At 50.2% G+C, this 17,095-nt stretch carries 15 protein-coding genes and 2 pseudogenes; 4 read left to right on the plus strand and 13 right to left on the minus strand.

All coding sequences use genetic code 11. From position 1 onward, the window contains the following. The 3 genes and pseudogenes from ACJHYW_RS19285 to tsx all read left to right on the plus strand — a co-directional run. Positions 1 to 145: pseudogene (locus ACJHYW_RS19285) on the plus strand (IS200/IS605 family transposase); the annotation flags it as partial. Continuing rightward, a pseudogene (locus tag ACJHYW_RS19290) lies at positions 106 to 516 on the plus strand (DUF3251 domain-containing protein); the annotation flags it as partial. The pseudogenes ACJHYW_RS19285 and ACJHYW_RS19290, both read left to right, overlap by 40 nt. A gap of 298 nt (positions 517 to 814) precedes the next feature. Beyond that, positions 815 to 1,699, plus strand: a complete 885-nt coding sequence (gene tsx / locus ACJHYW_RS19295) for a nucleoside-specific channel-forming protein Tsx (RefSeq protein WP_001295328.1) — start codon at positions 815 to 817, stop codon at positions 1,697 to 1,699. A gap of 37 nt (positions 1,700 to 1,736) precedes the next feature. Here the strand turns inward: tsx and yajD are convergent, their stop codons facing one another. The 8 genes from yajD to queA all read right to left on the minus strand — a co-directional run bounded on the left by yajD (position 1,737) and on the right by queA (position 8,303). Continuing rightward, complete coding sequence (gene yajD, locus ACJHYW_RS19300) at positions 1,737 to 2,084, minus strand: HNH nuclease YajD (protein WP_000974813.1); 348 nt, start codon at positions 2,082 to 2,084, stop codon at positions 1,737 to 1,739. An 87-nt stretch (positions 2,085 to 2,171) separates the two neighbouring features. Further along, a complete protein-coding gene (locus ACJHYW_RS19305; RefSeq protein WP_000277485.1) occupies positions 2,172 to 2,453 on the minus strand; it encodes a type II toxin-antitoxin system RelE/ParE family toxin in 282 nt (93 codons plus the stop codon). Then, complete coding sequence (locus ACJHYW_RS19310) at positions 2,446 to 2,688, minus strand: type II toxin-antitoxin system ParD family antitoxin (RefSeq protein WP_001226938.1); 243 nt, start codon at positions 2,686 to 2,688, stop codon at positions 2,446 to 2,448. The genes ACJHYW_RS19305 and ACJHYW_RS19310 overlap by 8 nt, the downstream gene beginning before the upstream one ends. Before the next feature lie 150 nt (positions 2,689 to 2,838). Next, positions 2,839 to 3,810 (minus strand): protein translocase subunit SecF, encoded by a 972-nt coding sequence (secF, locus tag ACJHYW_RS19315; protein ID WP_000046637.1) that lies wholly within the window; start codon positions 3,808 to 3,810, stop codon positions 2,839 to 2,841. A 10-nt stretch (positions 3,811 to 3,820) separates the two neighbouring features. Next, positions 3,821 to 5,668, minus strand: a complete 1,848-nt coding sequence (gene secD / locus ACJHYW_RS19320) for a protein translocase subunit SecD (protein ID WP_000934822.1) — start codon at positions 5,666 to 5,668, stop codon at positions 3,821 to 3,823. A 27-nt stretch (positions 5,669 to 5,695) separates the two neighbouring features. Beyond that, complete coding sequence (gene yajC, locus ACJHYW_RS19325) at positions 5,696 to 6,028, minus strand: preprotein translocase subunit YajC (RefSeq protein ID WP_000007629.1); 333 nt, start codon at positions 6,026 to 6,028, stop codon at positions 5,696 to 5,698. Between the two features lie 22 nt (positions 6,029 to 6,050). Then, positions 6,051 to 7,178: a tRNA guanosine(34) transglycosylase Tgt gene (tgt, locus tag ACJHYW_RS19330; RefSeq protein WP_000667319.1), complete on the minus strand. Its 1,128-nt coding sequence runs from the start codon at positions 7,176 to 7,178 to the stop codon at positions 6,051 to 6,053. Between the two features lie 54 nt (positions 7,179 to 7,232). Beyond that, positions 7,233 to 8,303 (minus strand): tRNA preQ1(34) S-adenosylmethionine ribosyltransferase-isomerase QueA, encoded by a 1,071-nt coding sequence (gene queA, locus ACJHYW_RS19335; protein WP_001266492.1) that lies wholly within the window; start codon positions 8,301 to 8,303, stop codon positions 7,233 to 7,235. 92 nt (positions 8,304 to 8,395) lie between these two features. Here queA and acpH point away from each other — a divergent pair, with 92 nt between their 5' ends. Then, entirely contained in the window at positions 8,396 to 8,977 is a 582-nt protein-coding gene (gene acpH / locus ACJHYW_RS19340; protein ID WP_001009885.1) for an ACP phosphodiesterase, read from the plus strand. 20 nt (positions 8,978 to 8,997) lie between these two features. Here acpH and ACJHYW_RS19345 read toward each other — a convergent pair whose 3' ends face one another. From ACJHYW_RS19345 to phoR, 5 genes are all read right to left on the minus strand, one after another. After that, positions 8,998 to 10,443, minus strand: a complete 1,446-nt coding sequence (locus ACJHYW_RS19345; RefSeq protein ID WP_000155948.1) for a hypothetical protein — start codon at positions 10,441 to 10,443, stop codon at positions 8,998 to 9,000. Between the two features lie 185 nt (positions 10,444 to 10,628). Further along, positions 10,629 to 12,446 (minus strand): maltodextrin glucosidase, encoded by a 1,818-nt coding sequence (malZ, locus tag ACJHYW_RS19350; protein ID WP_001361950.1) that lies wholly within the window; start codon positions 12,444 to 12,446, stop codon positions 10,629 to 10,631. A 155-nt stretch (positions 12,447 to 12,601) separates the two neighbouring features. Next, positions 12,602 to 13,975, minus strand: a complete 1,374-nt coding sequence (proY, locus tag ACJHYW_RS19355) for a proline-specific permease ProY (protein WP_001295329.1) — start codon at positions 13,973 to 13,975, stop codon at positions 12,602 to 12,604. A gap of 75 nt (positions 13,976 to 14,050) precedes the next feature. Beyond that, positions 14,051 to 15,370 carry a branched-chain amino acid transporter carrier protein BrnQ gene (brnQ, locus tag ACJHYW_RS19360; protein ID WP_000149635.1) on the minus strand — a complete coding sequence of 440 codons (1,320 nt, stop codon included), beginning with the start codon at positions 15,368 to 15,370 and terminating at the stop codon, positions 14,051 to 14,053. 406 nt (positions 15,371 to 15,776) lie between these two features. Further along, on the minus strand, positions 15,777 to 17,072 hold the full coding sequence (gene phoR, locus ACJHYW_RS19365; protein WP_000893614.1) for a phosphate regulon sensor histidine kinase PhoR: 1,296 nt from the start codon (positions 17,070 to 17,072) through the stop codon (positions 15,777 to 15,779). Between the last annotated feature and the right edge of the window lie 23 nt (positions 17,073 to 17,095).

The following is a 17,095-nucleotide window of genomic DNA, read 5'->3' on the forward strand; positions in this document are numbered from 1 at the left end:
AATATCCGTCATCCGCCAATACATTGAACAACAGCAAACACCTGGTCAGGTGGAAAACCGCGCCTTATATCCCCGCCCTGAAGGACGGGGTTTTACGGCGCACCGGATAAAGAAACCGTCAAAATCACTCAGCAAAACAGGCTGAATGCAAAATCCAGCAGTGGGGTTTACCTTCTGCCTGGAGCGAAAACACCGGCAAGACTGGAAAGCCAGATCGGTACTTTACGTATGTCGCTAGTGAATATTACGCATGATACAGATGGCACCACCCTGACGCTACGTATTCAGGGCGAGTCGAATGACCCCTTGCCCGCATTCAGCGGAACTGTTGAATATGGGCAAATTCAGGGAACAATAGACAACTTTCAGGAAATCAATTTGCAGAATCAATTGATTAATGCCCCTGCCAGCGTCCTCGTCCCCAGCGATGTTGATATTCCGTTACAGTTAAAGGGGATTTCTGTAGAACAGTTAGACTTTGTACGTATCCACGACATTCAACCTGTTATGCAGTAAACGTATAGCGGGGCGATTTTGTGCGTCCCGCAACATCTTTTCCCGTCATTTTGTTACTCCGCTTACATCACCTGGATTGATAGTAAAAGTTTGCAACAAGGGTGAAAGTCAGTACAATCCCCGCCCGAATGTGTGTAAACGTGAACGCAATCGATTACGTAAATGATAGAACTGTGAAACGAAACATATTTTTGTGAGCAATGATTTTTATAATAGGCTCCTCTGTATACGAAATATTTAGAAACGCAATTTGCGCCTTTTTCACTCCCGCAAGGGATTTTCAAACAGTGGCATACATATGAAAAAAACATTACTGGCAGCCGGTGCGGTACTGGCGCTCTCTTCGTCTTTTACTGTCAACGCAGCTGAAAACGACAAACCGCAGTATCTTTCCGACTGGTGGCACCAGAGCGTTAACGTTGTCGGAAGCTATCACACCCGTTTCGGACCGCAGATCCGCAACGATACCTACCTTGAGTACGAAGCATTCGCTAAAAAAGACTGGTTCGACTTCTATGGTTATGCGGATGCGCCGGTATTCTTCGGCGGTAACTCCGATGCAAAAGGTATCTGGAACCACGGTTCTCCGCTGTTTATGGAAATCGAACCGCGTTTCTCCATCGACAAACTGACCAATACTGACCTTAGCTTCGGTCCGTTCAAAGAGTGGTACTTCGCGAACAACTACATTTACGACATGGGTCGTAATAAAGATGGTCGCCAGAGCACCTGGTACATGGGTCTGGGTACCGACATCGATACTGGTCTGCCGATGAGCCTGTCCATGAACGTCTATGCGAAATACCAGTGGCAGAACTATGGCGCAGCGAACGAAAACGAGTGGGACGGTTACCGTTTCAAAATTAAATACTTTGTGCCGATTACCGATCTGTGGGGCGGTCAGCTGAGCTACATCGGCTTCACCAACTTCGACTGGGGTTCCGATTTAGGGGATGACAGCGGTAACGCAATCAACGGTATTAAGACCCGTACTAATAACTCTATCGCTTCCAGCCATATTCTGGCTCTGAACTACGATCATTGGCACTACTCTGTCGTAGCTCGTTACTGGCACGACGGTGGTCAGTGGAACGACGATGCAGAACTGAACTTCGGCAACGGCAACTTCAACGTTCGCTCTACCGGCTGGGGTGGTTACCTGGTAGTAGGTTACAACTTCTAATTGTGAGAATGCCGGATTTCATATCCGGCATTTTTTATCACTTCTTCTTGTTCATCATCGCTTTCAGGTCAGCGAATGGGTTGTACTTCGCTTCACCGACATCTTTCTGCGCATCTTCCCCTGCGATAACGGTCGTACCATACTGATCCGCTTCGGTATATTTCGAATGCTCATGATCGTGGCAATAGAGACAAAGCAATTCCCAGTTACTGCCATCTTCCGGGTTATTGGTATGGTCGTGATCAATGTGGTGAACGGTAAGTTCACGCAGGTTGGAATAAACAAACTCACGGGAACAGCGACCGCAGACCCACGGATAGATTTTTAATGCTTTTTCGCGATAGCCGCTTTCTAACCGCGCATAGTTTTTTGGGATGATAGCCATGAAAAGTTACCTGGATGAAATGTAGGGTTACGCGCAGTTTCCCAAGATGCGGGGATTTTCGCAATCCTGAGTCAAGAAATTCTCACATTACCAGTGACGGCGAGGTTCCATCAGCTGATGAAGAATGCGCGCAATGAGAATGTCATCGACTCTTATAACGTAATAAACAGTGTGAAACCTAAATGCGATCTTCTTTACCTCTGGAATCGCATCATAGTCTTGCCCTATCTCGGGCATTTGAGAGAGTGTATCCAGAAAAATGCCGAGAGAGTCGGTGTAGCGATCCGCCTGCTCCTCACCAAACTTTCCCAGCGTGTAGTCATAGATCCCTCTGAAATCTTCAACAGCTTTTCCGCTAAGCTTATACACGATGTTTTTGCTTCCTTTCTGCTGCGATATCACGAAGCGTCATCGAACTTTCACCGCTCTCAAGACCTTCAATAACAGCATTTCTGACAGCTTCATCCCTGGATTCTTGTTGTTCCAATAGACGAAGCGCTGAACGCATTACTTCACTGGCCGAGCCATAACGACCAGACTGGACCATCCGTGTAATAAAACTATCTAATTGTTCGCCAACGCTTACTGAGGTAATTTTGCGCATAAGCGATCTCCATGTATTAACTATTAATACAAAGTATATGTCAGAACTCTTTCTACAACCAAACCGTATTCAGTTGCATGTGAAACAGGCAAAAAAAACCGCAGCGCAAATACGCCACGGTTTTTTTAACAGAACGGATTTAAAACACCCTTAAGGCAGAATTGACGGCTGATCCGCCCCTTCTTTTTCCACTTTCTGCTGCAGCATGTGTTCGCGCTTCATACCCAGTTTCAGAGCCAGCGCCGATGCTACGTAGATGGAAGATGCAGTACCGATGGAAACACCGATAAGCATGGTCAGCGAGAAGCCTTCCAGTACCGGACCACCGAAGAGGTACAGCATCAGGATAACCATCAAGGTAGTACCGGATGTGATCAAGGTACGGTGCAGCGTCTGGGTCAAGGACACGTTAAAGATTTCGTAAGGCGTACCGCGACGGATCTTGCGGAAGTTTTCACGAATACGGTCCGATACCACGATACTGTCGTTAAGCGAGTAACCGATAACTGACATCAACGATGCCACAATGGTCAGGTCAATCTCGATATGGAATAACGACAAAATACCCAGCGTAATGATAACGTCGTGCGCCAGCGCAATAACAACCCCTGCCGCCAGTCGCCACTCAAAGCGGAAACCTACGTACACGAGGATAGACAGCAGCGCCGCCATCAACGCCATCGCACCGGTTTGCGCAAGGTCTGCCCCCACGCTCGGCCCGACGAACTCAATACGCTTCACTGCCGCATTCTGATTGGTGGATTCGTTAATCACCTTCAAGACCTGGCTGCCCAGCACCTGACCGCCGGTTTCGCCTTCAGCAGGCGGCATACGGACCATGATGTCGTGGCTGCTACCAAAGTTTTGCAGCATCGGCTCTTCAAAACCGGCTTTTTGCAATGCATCACGCATTACGTCAATTTCAGCCGGTTTTTCGAGCGTAATTTCAATAACCGTACCACCGGTGAAATCCAGCCCCCAGTTAAAGCCGCGCACGCCCATAATAACGATAGCGGCGATTAACAGCAGACCAGAGATGCCGAAAGCCCAGTAGTCCCAGCGCATAAAGTCATAGACTTTACGGCCGTGGTTTAGTTGTTCAACAGTATATTCCTGTGCCACATCGCACTCCTCAGATTGACAGCTTCTTGACGCGCTTGCCGCCATATAGCAGGTTTACGATGGCACGCGTACCGACAATCGCGGTAAACATCGACGTCGCCACACCGATACCGGTAGTAATCGCGAACCCTTTAATTGCCCCGGTACCCACTGCGTACAGGATGATGACTTTAATCAGCGTGGTGATGTTCGCATCGAAGATGGAACTGAATGCGCCACGATAACCTTCATCAATTGCCTGTTGAACAGTACGTCCGTTGCTCAACTCTTCTTTAATACGTTCGTTGATCAGTACGTTCGCGTCGACCGCTACCGCAAGGGTTAAGACGATACCCGCGATACCTGGCATACTCAGCGTTGCGCCTGGCAACAGCGACATAATACCGACGATCAAGATCAAGTTGGCAATCAGAGCACTGGTCGCAATCAGACCAAACTTCTTATAGAAGATGATCATGAACAGAATAGAAACCAGCAGACCGGCAAGGCAAGCCTCCAGCCCCTGCTCAATGTTCTGCATACCCAGGGTCGGGCCAATTGTACGTTCTTCAACAATCTGAATCGGCGCGATCAACGCACCGGCACGCAGCAGCAGTGACAGCTGACGGGCTTCGTTCGGGTTGTTGATGCCGGTGATACGGAAGCTGTTACCCAGACGAGACTGGATGTTAGCGATGTTAATCACCTCTTCCTGTTTCACCAGAACCGCACGACCGTTAGCATCTTTCTTGCCGCTGTCTTTGTACTCCACAAACAGGGTCGCCATCGGTTTGCCGATGTTGTCCTTGGTGAAGTTAGACATAATGTTGCCACCTGCGCTGTCGAGCGAGATGTTAACCTGCGGCTGGTTGTATTCGTCCTGGCTGGAAGTGGAGTCGGTGATATGGTCACCGGTCAGAATTACGCGTTTGTACAGCACAACCGGCTGACCTTCGCGGGTCTGTTTCACTTCAGAGTCGCCCGGTACGCGGCCGGATGCCGCAGCGGCCTGATCAACGTTGGTGTTTACCAGACGGAATTCCAGCGTTGCCGTCGCACCCAGAATCTCTTTCGCACGCGCGGTGTCCTGAATACCTGGCAGTTCAACAACGATACGGTCAGCACCCTGACGCTGAACCACCGGCTCCGCCACGCCAAGTTGGTTTACACGGTTACGCAGGATATTAATGTTCTGCTGCACCGCATATTCACGCGCTTCACTCAGACGAGCATCGCTCATTACCGCACGCAGCTGGTTGCTGCCCTGGCTGCTAATCACCAGGTCCGGATGGCGCTTGCTCAGATACGCAATGGCTTCATCACGAGCTTTAGCATCGCGGAAAGTGATGCTCAGGCCGTAGTTGTTTTCTTTACGAACGGTGGTATACGGGATGCCCTTTTCACGCAGGTCGCTGCGCAGGCTATCGATGTTTTGTTCCTGGAGTTTGCCAAGCGCGGTGTCCATATCCACTTCCATCAGGAAGTGAACGCCGCCACGCAGGTCAAGGCCGAGCTTCATCGGCTCAGCATGAATAGCTGCCAGCCAGCGCGGCGTTGCCGGGGCAAGGTTAAGCGCCACGACGTATTTGTCACCCATAACGCCCATTAATGCTTCACGAGCGCGCAGCTGGGTGTCAGTGGAGTCGAAGCGCGCAAGAATAGCGCCCTCTTCCAGTGCCACAGACTTAGCAGTTATTTTTTCTTCTTGTAACGTTTTCTGGACCTGGATCAGCGTTTGCTCACTGGCGGCGACTCCGCGCGCACCAGTGATCTGAACAGCCGGATCCTCACCAAACAGGTTGGGAAGCGCATACAGCAGACCGATGACAATCACCACGATCAGCATGACGTACTTCCACAAAGGATAACGGTTTAACACGGCAATTCCCTTAGGGAAAAATTTTAATTACAGCGCCTTCATGGTGCCTTTCGGCAGGACGGCAGCTACGAAGTCACGTTTAATAACTACTTCAGTGGTGTCATTCAGCGCGATAGCAATGTAGCCGTTTTCCGCTACTTTGGTTACGCGACCAACCAGGCCACCGTTCGTCAGAACTTCATCACCTTTGGCAATGGAGTCCATCAGCTTTTTGTGTTCTTTGGTGCGCTTCTGCTGTGGACGCAGGATCATGAAATAGAAAATCAGACCGAATACCACCAGCATCAAAATCAAAGACATCGGGCTACCTTGCGCCGGTGCACCCGTTGCCGCTACCGCATCAGAAATAAAAAAGCTCATTAAATTTCCCTCATTATTAATATTAATCAACGTTCAAAGGTGGTACTTCTCGCCCCTGACGCTGGTAAAAATCAGTTACGAAGCTCTCTAATTTACCCTCTTCAATAGCCTTGCGTAAACCCGCCATCAAACGCTGGTAGTAACGAAGGTTATGAATGGTGTTGAGTCGCGCGCCTAATATTTCGTTGCAACGGTCGAGATGATGCAAGTAAGCGCGTGAATAATTGCGACAGGTGTAGCAATCACACTCAGGATCGAGTGGGCCAGTATCGCTCTTATACTTCGCATTGCGGATTTTCACCACGCCATCGGTCACGAACAAATGACCATTTCGGGCGTTGCGGGTTGGCATTACGCAGTCAAACATATCGATACCGCGACGTACGCCTTCAACCAGGTCTTCTGGTTTACCAACGCCCATCAGGTAACGCGGTTTGTCTGCCGGAATTTGCGGGCATACATGCTCCAGAATGCGGTGCATATCTGCTTTCGGCTCACCCACAGCCAGACCGCCGACAGCGTAGCCATCAAAACCGATATCTACCAGACCTTTAACAGAAATATCACGTAAATCTTCGTAAACGCTGCCCTGAATGATACCAAACAGCGCATTTTTGTTTCCGAGACTGTCAAAACGCTCACGGCTACGCTTCGCCCAACGCAGAGACATCTCCATGGAGCGTTTTGCGTAATCCCAGTCAGCAGGATACGGCGTACACTCATCAAAGATCATGACGATATCCGAACCAAGATCGTACTGAATCTCCATCGACTTTTCCGGGTCGAGGAAAATCGGGTCGCCGTTGATCGGGTTACGGAAGTGAACGCCCTGTTCGGTGATTTTACGAATATCACCAAGGCTGAAGACCTGGAAGCCGCCGGAGTCGGTAAGAATCGGTCCCTTCCACTGCATAAAATCGTGCAGATCGCCGTGCAGTTTCATGATTTCCTGGCCCGGGCGCAGCCACAGGTGGAAGGTGTTGCCGAGGATAATTTGCGCGCCAGTGGCTTCAACTTCTTCCGGCGTCATCCCTTTTACGGTGCCGTAAGTGCCAACAGGCATAAAACAAGGCGTTTCCACTACGCCACGATCAAAGACCAGGCGGCCACGGCGTGCGCGACCGTCGGTGGTGTCCAGTTCAAATTTCATTTTTTCTCCACTACGTCAGAAAAACAGTCCAACGTTTAAACCAGCGCCGCGGAATTACTCCCCGACGCGCTCATTAATTGCCTGCGGATTGTACGTGATAAACATCGCATCACCGTAACTAAAAAAGCGATATTTCTCTTCTACCGCCGCTTTATAGGCGTTCATAGTGTGTTGATAGCCGGCAAATGCCGAAACCAGCATAATCAGCGTCGATTCAGGAAGGTGGAAGTTCGTCACCAGCGCATCGACCACTTTGTACTGGAAGCCGGGATAGATAAAGATTTGGGTATCGTCAAAGAACGGTTCGATGAGATCGTTTTTCGCCGCCTGGGCCGCGCTTTCCAGCGAACGTACCGAGGTGGTGCCAACCGCAATCACCCGGTTACCGCGCGCTTTCGCCGCCAGTACCGCGTCTACCACATCCTGCGGTACTTCAGCGTATTCCGAGTGCATGATGTGATCTTCAATGGTGTCGACGCGCACCGGCTGGAAGGTGCCCGCACCAACGTGCAGGGTGACAAACGCCATCTCCACGCCTTTGGCGCGTAATTTTTCCAGCAAAGGTTCGTCAAAATGCAGACCAGCGGTCGGGGCTGCAACCGCGCCCGGTTTTTCGCTATAAACGGTTTGATAAAGTTCGCGGTCAGCGTCTTCGTCCGGACGGTCGATATACGGCGGCAGCGGCATATGGCCGATGCTGTTGAGGATATCCAGTACCGAACGATCATCATTAAATTCGACTTCAAACAGTGCGCCGTGGCGCGCGGTCATTGTTGCGTTAATACTTTCGTCATCGCCCAGCAGCAGTTCTGCGCCAGGTTTTGGCGCTTTCGAGGCGCGAATATGCGCAAGAATGCGTTTGTCGTCGAGCATCCGCTCAACCAGCACTTCAATCTTGCCGCCGCTGGCTTTACGCCCAAACAGACGCGCCGGGATCACGCGGGTATTATTAAAAACCAGAAGATCGCCGGGGTTGAGCTTATCGAGTAAATCGGTGAAAGTACCGTGCGTCAGCGCGCCCGTCGGCCCGTCCAGCGACAGTAAACGACAGCTACTGCGTTCAGGCATGGGATAGTGGGCAATCAGGGATTCGGGCAATTCAAAGGAGAAATCGGTAACGCGCATGACACTGACTCAGACTAAAATAAGAGGCGGGTAGTCTAGTGCCGGGGCGCTCTCCCTGCAACCTTTACCCCCCTTTGGATAGAATATAATCGATGAATTTTTTAGCTCACCTGCATTTAGCCCATCTCGCGGAAAGCTCGCTTTCCGGCAATTTGCTGGCTGATTTCGTACGCGGAAATCCTGAAGAAAGTTTTCCGCCCGACGTCGTGGCTGGCATTCATATGCATCGGCGCATTGATGTACTAACCGACAATCTGCCGGAAGTCCGCGAAGCACGGGAATGGTTTCGTAGTGAAACGCGCCGCGTTGCGCCTATTACGCTGGATGTCATGTGGGATCACTTTCTTTCCCGCCACTGGTCGCAGCTGTCGCCGGACTTTCCGCTACAGGAATTTGTCTGTTATGCCCGCGAGCAAGTGATGACGATTTTGCCGGACTCACCGCCACGTTTTATCAATCTGAACAATTACTTGTGGTCAGAGCAGTGGCTGGTGCGCTATCGCGATATGGATTTCATCCAGAACGTGTTAAACGGCATGGCAAGCCGTCGCCCACGTCTGGATGCCCTGCGTGACTCCTGGTACGATTTAGACGCCCATTACGATGCTCTCGAAACCCGCTTCTGGCAGTTTTATCCGCGGATGATGGCGCAGGCGTCACGCAAGGCGCTCTGAAACTTCAAGCTCCGGCGTCACTATTTTTTAGCATTCGCATCCAGCGGAGCGGCATAACAACTGTAAGAAAAACATTCGCTGGAATGATTGGCGATATCTTTAAAGTTGCTTTCAGCAACCCCCTCGAACATGAGTACCGTTCTGGACAACTCTCCGTTGTCATTTATATGTGGAAAATCAAATTGTGTACTGAATCGCCATACATCTGTCTTTTCTGGCTCGCTGTTCACAGAGATACGTCGATGGAAGACTCCTCCTGAAAACGTGCGCCAGAACAATTGTTGATCAAAATCTTGTAATATCTCAGAGTTGGATGCTATTTGATGTAGTAAACCTGTATACCGTGGACTGCCATTACGAGCAACATTATGCAAACCCTGACTAAAAGCATCAAACAAACAATAGATGTGATCACTAGTGAAAAAAGGTCTTAATTTTTTTTGTTCTTCATCGCTGTAATCCAGGAGCATCTCATTGATTTCTTCCGGTGAGAATTTTAAGACAAAATTATCCTCAGGATTTGTTTCTTTCTTGTTTTTTTCACTATTCTTCTCCTCAATGGTCTTCGCATTTTGTTTCGCAATTTTTTCCTCAGTTTTTTTCGCAATTTTTTCCGCAATTTTTTCCCGAGTTTTTGATTTTAGACTAACACCATCGATGTCAACCGGTGTTGTTTTCAGATCTCTCTGCGCGTCTTTCAAATTTGTCTTATAGAGATCAGGCACTTTATCGGCAGATAAGTATCCGGATGAAGAAATCTGGTGTGTACGCATGGGGGGCTGTTCACAAAGCATCGAGGCTATATCGTCTTTAAACTCTTTTACATTAAAGTTATTGGCATTAACCTTCCCTGTTATAAACCCCGCATCGGCAATTTTCTTCTCTAATTGTTTTGTACGTTTAGAATAATAAGCGTTGTTATCATAAAACTTTTCAAGAAGGGCCCACTCCTCAAGTTGCCTTATGTGATTTTTCAACTGTTGATGATCTATTTTATATTCATGTGTACTAGAATCATTTTGGTTGCAAGAGTTACAGATTTTTAAGCATAATTTTCCATCAGATTTATCATCTATGGTATCAGTGAAAATATAGGACACTTCAATATTCTGCCCGTTCTTATCAGTCATCTCATATGACCATTGCCCCGTTCGTTTCGCATTCTTAATGAGTTCGATGGACTCTGCAGGACAACCATGAAGAATGGGCAGAATTTTATCAGGATGCTTAATGAGTAAAATTATTATATTTACAATGTTTGAAAAGAAATCTTTGCTATTTTTTATTTCATCGATTTTTTCCGCTGAAATGTTTACTAAATTTTCATTTCCGGAAATGAAAAGCAATTTGCCATGGGGGCTTTTTTTAAATTGTTCTTCTGTTTTAGAAAAAACATTCTCTTTAAAAGGTGGCAACTCAGTACCAGTAATAAACGGTTTTAATAAATTCGAATTTGAAATTGTCATATCTTTGCTCCACTACAGGGTTATCCTGGAGCATGTTGTACATAACATCATGGGCAAAGAATACCAAAAATCGCTCATATCGATCGGGACAAATATTTAACAAATTCAGCCCTGACATTGAGCAGCTTTTTCGCTGCGTAGTGTCAGGGCTGGTGACTAACGACGTAACAAATAAAACAGATGCTTTAGTTGATCCACACCGTAGCCGAAATGGCAGGCAAAGCCAGAATCCCGTCTGTCAGTTGCCCATGGCCTTCTTTGCGTTGCCATTGCGCAACATTAAGCAACGGTGACGCGGGTAGCACCACTTCACAGGCCTCGCCACGGTTGATTGCCACCAGTACACGCTGCTGATTCAGCACGCGGACAAATACCACCACGTTATCTTCCGCATACAGCACCTGACAGCCGCCACGACGCAGCGCCTGACTTTTCTTACGCAGCGCAATCATTCGCTGGTACAGCGCGAATAACGCCGTATCCTGCTTTTCCACCTGCCAGGGGAACGGCTTACGGCAAAACGGATCGTTTTTACCATCCAGTCCCACTTCATCACCGTAATAAATGCACGGTACACCAGGCCAGGTGAACAACCAGACCACCGCCAGCGGCAGGCGCGCAATATCCCGACCGAGCAGCGTTTTAAATCGCGCAGTATCGTGGCTATCGAGCTGATTAAACATACGCAGTTGCTGTTGATGAGAAAGTCCGGCGCGGTAATTATCCATCCAGGCCATACAGGTTTGGGCGTCAATTTGCTGCGGATCATAAGAGATGTCGGTATTGGCAAGAAATCCCCACAACGGGAATGTGAAGCCACGATAGTTCATGGCGGCATCTTCCACATCGGCCTGTAACCATTGCCGTGCATCGCCAAAATGCTCTCCAACGATATACGCTTCCGGCTGGGTTTCTTTCGCCGCTTCGGTGATCCCGGCAACGTGCTGCAAATTATTGCGCGCCCCACCCGCTTCCCCCAGCATATGCACCACATCCAGCCGCCAGCCGTCCATATTCCACGGCGCTTTCAGCCAGTGGCGGACAATACTGTCTTCCCCGCGATAAATTTCATTCACCAGACTTTCCGACTGATAATCCAGTTTCGGCAAGCTGGCATAGCCCAGCCAGTCGAGCGCCGTGCCATCGTCACTAAACGAGTACCAGTCGCGCCAGGGCGATTCGGGGTTGTGACAAGCACCACCCGTGCCACGATTGTGCCTGTCAAACCAGGCATGGGAATCGCCACTGTGGTTAAACACGCCATCCAGCACCAGCCGCATTCCCAGCTGCTGCGTATGGTGTCGCAAACGCAGCAACGCTCCGTCGCCGCCAAACTGCGGATCGACGTGGCGATAATCCTCTGTATCGTATTTATGTACGCTGGGGGCTTTAAACACCGGGTTAAGATACAGCGCCGTCACGCCGAGCTTTTTCAGATACGGCAGTTTTTCGCTGATACCGTCCAGATCGCCGCCATAGAACGTTGATCCGCCCGCCTGCGCCGTGACCGGTTCATCCCAGTCACGCAATATGATCTCTTGTCCGGCTGCGTGATGGTAATAAACATGATCCTGTTCAGCTTCACGAGGAAGACTACGGGCGAAACGATCAGGGAAGATCTGATAAAAAATCTGATCCGCAGCCCATTGTGGGCCGATATCCGGGACATCGACAGCAAACTGCTCCAGTCGTGCTGGCGGCATTCGGCTGAAGCCCTGCGGTGTAAACCAACGCTGGCGATCGTGCCACAGTAATTTGAAACTATAACGCCGCCGAGGTTGCCCGCTGGAGAGATCGATCGCCGCCCGCCATGCGGTAACGCCAGGCTGCGGCTGACTGCGCTGCTTATGCATCGCTACTGACGTTTCTTCGTTGTCGTGTTCTGTACGCAGCATAATGCGCTGCGGTGGGTCTTCGCCCGTCAGCCACAGCGTAATGAGCAGTTGATCTTTGCTTTGTTTAACAAATGGGGGCACCGGCAGGTGCCATGCATTTAACATCATAATTCCCCTGTGATGAAAATCTGATCACCTTGCCATAGCCTAATGCAGGATCACTCATCATCTGAAGGATATTTGGGGGAGGAGGACGGGGGCGGATAACTTTCGGAATAGCCGGATCAGGATTTCCTCCTGAACCGGCTTACAGAACGCAAGGATTACTGGTTTTCAGCCAGCTGACGATCGTGGCGGCGTTTAAACATCCAGCCAATCAACAGCACAACAATCCACGCGAAACCAACGTACAGCGAGATACGCGTATCCGGGTGATAACCAATCAACCCGATAATAAAGAGCAGGAAAATCAAACCGCCGATGGTCGTTGCTACCCCACCCGGCACTTTAAATTTCAGCGCCTTAACTTCTTCTGGAGGCAAACGGCGACGGAAGGCGATTTGCGACAGCAGGATCATAATCCACACCCACACCGTGGCGAAGGTTGCCAGCGAAGCGATCACCAGGAAGACGTTTTCCGGCATGATGTAGTTCAGATACACCGCAAATAGCAGCGCGGTAGTCATCACCAGCACCGTAACCCACGGAATACCGCGACGCGAGGTTTTGCTGAAAATTTTTGGCGCGCTGCCCTGCTCTGCCATACCGTGGAGCATACGGCCTACGCCAAATACGTCACTGTTAATTGCCGACAGCGAAGCGGTCAGCACAACAAAGTTAAGAATGCTGGCGGCAAAGGTAATGCCCATATGCTGGAACGTCAGCACGAACGGGCTACCGGCAGTGCCAACCTGATTCCACGGGTAGATAGACATTATGACGAACAGCGTACCGACGTAGAACACCAGAATACGCATCGGCACGGAGTTAATCGCACGCGGAATCGATTTCTCAGGATCTTTCGCTTCACCGGCGGTAATCCCGATAATTTCGATCCCACCGTAAGCAAACATCACCATTTGCAACGACATCACCATACCAAGCCAGCCGTTACTGAAGAAGCCGCCGTTGCTCCACAGGTTATGAATACCGGTCGGTTGCCCGCCGTTGCCAATTCCCCAGATGATGATGCCGAAACCGGCGACAATCATGATGATGATAGTGGCGACTTTAAAGAACGAGAACCAGAACTCCAGCTCACCGAATACCTTCACGCTCATCAGGTTTACGGCGCAAATGATCAGCACCACGCTCAGTACCCAAATCCAGTGCGGCACCGTCGGGAACCAGACCCCCATATAGATACCAAAAGCGGTCACATCGGCGATGGCGACAATTAGGATTTCAAAGCAGTAGGTCCAGCCGGTAATGTAACCTGCCAGCGGTCCGAGGTTTTCCTGCGCATAACGCGAGAAAGAGCTGGCGGCCGGGTTATGTACCGACATTTCCCCCAGCGCGCGCATAATGATATACGCCGCGATACCACCGATAATATAGGCCAACAACACGCTTGGACCGGCCATTTTGATGGCATCTGCCGAACCGTAAAACAGCCCGGTGCCAATTGCTGAACCCAGTGCCATAAAGCGTATGTGTCGGGTACTTAGCCCACGCTTTAGCTTGTTCTTACTTTCCATCAATTCCTAACCCATCAACACAATAAAAAACCACGGGGCATCGCAGCCCCGTGGTTAAAACAAATGTTCAGTGATTTAGTGAGCGCTGGAGGTCACCTGACGACCTGCCGCACGATCCCAGATAATGGCCAGAACCACCATCACCACTGTTGGCATTAACCACGCCAGACCTTGTTCGGCCAGCGGTAAACGCTGCGCCCAGGACGGTAAGATATCGCTGAATGCAGATGCCTTGATCCCGTCGAGAATACCAAAAAGCAGGCTGATAAACATCGGCGGAGCAATCACGCGGGACGAATTATGCCACCATGAGCGTGTAAAACTTAATACAACCAGTGCGATACACGGCGGATAAATGGCGGTCAACACCGGTACAGAGATCTGAATCAGCTGGCTCAAGCCGAGGTTAGACACCACCATCGAGAAGCCGCCGAGGATAAACACCAGCGTACGATAAGAGAGCGGTACGTACTGGGCGAAGAATTCTGCACAAGCACAGGTCAGGCCAACCGCCGTGACCAGGCAGGCGATGAAGATTAACGCCGCCAGCAGGAAGCTACCGCCGCCGCCAAAGGTATGCTGAACGTAAGCATGCAGGATCGCCGCACCGTTTGCAGACTGATCGACCAGCGACGCGCTGTCTGAACCCAGACGGAACAGCGCCAGATACAGCAGAGTCAGACCAACACCCGCCATCAGGCCAGCCCAGACGGTATAACGGGTCAGCAGACGCGCTTCGGTAACGCCACGAGAACGCGCCGCGTTAACAATAACGATACCAAACACCATTGCGCCCAGCGTATCCATGGTCAGATAGCCGTTGACGAAGCCGTTAGAAAACGCAGCGTTTTGATAAGCCTCAGTCGCCGTGCTGATAGAACCCGCCGGCCAGATAATTGCGGCAACAGACAGGATGACCAGCGCGATAATTTTCAGCGGCGCAAGGAAGTTGCCCACGGTATCCAGCAGCTTGCCCGGATAGAGCGAAACCAGAATAACGATAGCGAAATAAACCAGGCTGTAGATAAACAGCGGCAACGCGGAATCACCCGTCAGCGGCGCAATGCCCACTTCAAAAGAAACGGTAGCTGTACGCGGCGTAGCGAAAAGCGGCCCCACCGCCAGGTAACACACCGTTGCCAGCAGTACGCCAGCGACTTTACCGATTGGCGTGCTGAGGCTGTCAACACCGCCGCCAACTTTCGCCAGCGCCACCACCGTTAACACCGGTAGGCCAACGGCAGTAATGAGGAAACCGAATGCCGCAGTCCAGACGTGTTCGCCTGCCTGCAAGCCGACCATTGGAGGGAAAATAATGTTACCTGCGCCGACGAACAACGCAAATGTCATAAAGCCCAGAGCGATGATATCGCGCGATCTTAATTGATGGGTCATAAATCATACTGCCTGTGGATGTGGTGTTGTAACGTTAAATTTTTGTGCCAATCCCTGGGGATGATACAGCGGTATATTTAAACAATTTTAGCGGGAAATACTCCCAACCAGGCGCGGCGAAGAATAGTTTTTCGATTTACCGCGTAAATGCAGTCAGTATGACAGCACCTGAAGCGCAATTTAAACGCTTATAACGTTTTAAAGCAAGAAGGGATCTAAAAACCAGAGGTATATAGCGATAAGAAATCACCAACCAGTATAAAACACTATTTCAATGAAAAAGACATGGCTAATCATGCGAACAAAAAATCACCAACCATTGTAAAATCTAACGCCCGTATTTCGACTGCAAAGAAAATAAGCCAGCATCGGCTGGCTTATGGCAATAAAAGATGACAAAGGCGAATTAATCGCTGTTTTTGGCAATTAAACGTTCCGGGATAACAAAACTGAAACGTGTACCTTTTCCTACTGTACTCTCAATATTCAGGCGACTTTCGTGATGATTCACCGCATGTTTCACGATCGCTAACCCTAATCCGCTACCACCGGTTTGCCGGGAACGCGCTTTATCAACGCGATAAAAACGCTCGGTCAGGCGCGGAATATGCTCCGGTGCAATGCCCGGTCCGTTATCTTCAACGCTAAATTCGGCACCATGCGGCACTCGCTGCCAGCGTACGGTGATATGCGTGCCTTCCGGCGTATGATTCACGGCGTTATAGACCAGGTTCGAAATCGCACTGCGTAGCTGATCTTCGCTGCCTGACACCTTGAGGCCGTTATCTATCTCAAAGGTAAATGTCTGTTTTTTCTGACTCAGAGTCTGAGCCTCGCGCTCAACAACGCGCAGCATCATCGGCACATCAACCTTTTCATTGAGCAACTGCGTCGGTGCGGCTTCTATTTTCGACAGCGTCAGCAATTGCTTCACCAGCCCTTCCATCCGCTGTGTCTGCTCGCGCATGGTGTGCAACGCTTTTTCACGTACCGCGCCTTCCAGCGGTTGCTCATCCATCATCTCCAGGTAACCCTGTAACACGGTCAATGGCGTACGTAACTCATGGCTCACGTTGGCAAAAAAGTTACGCCGCGCCCCTTCCAGTTGATGCATTTGCGTCACATCACGCGCCACCATCAGCAACTGTTTGTGGGTATAAGGCATGACGCGAATTTCCAGATGCCGCCCGGTATTGAGCACCAGATTGAGCGGGCGAGAAAAATCACGCGTTTTCAGATATTGCGTAAACTCCGGATAACGAAGCAGATTAAGGATGTTCTGCCCGTTATCTTCCGGCCAGCGCAAACCAAGAATTTGTTGCGCCAGACCATTACACCAGAAAATACCGCCCTCTTCCGTGGTCAGCACCACCGCATCAGGCAGCGACTCCGCGCCGCTACGAAAGCGTTTAATCAGATTGCCCAGTTCGCGGCGGCGTTTTTTATTTCGCAACTGCATCTGGTGTAATCCGTATAGCAGCGGTTCCCAGCTACCACGCCCCGGTGGCGGGGTCATACTACGATCCACCCACAGCCACCATGAAAGGCGCAATAAATTCCAGAAATGCCAGATAAGCAGTCCCGTTACCGATGCCAGCAAAAACCAGGGCAGGTAACCAAAAAATGCACCCAGGATGAAAGCCGGGAGGCAGCAAAGTAGCAGCTCCAGCACCAGCCTTTTCCACGACAGCCGTTCCAGCACGTAAGATACTCCAGTTAAGAATT

Origin of the sequence: Escherichia sp. WS3063, assembly GCF_046486595.1 — a bacterium.
Lineage (GTDB): Bacteria > Pseudomonadota > Gammaproteobacteria > Enterobacterales > Enterobacteriaceae > Escherichia > Escherichia coli.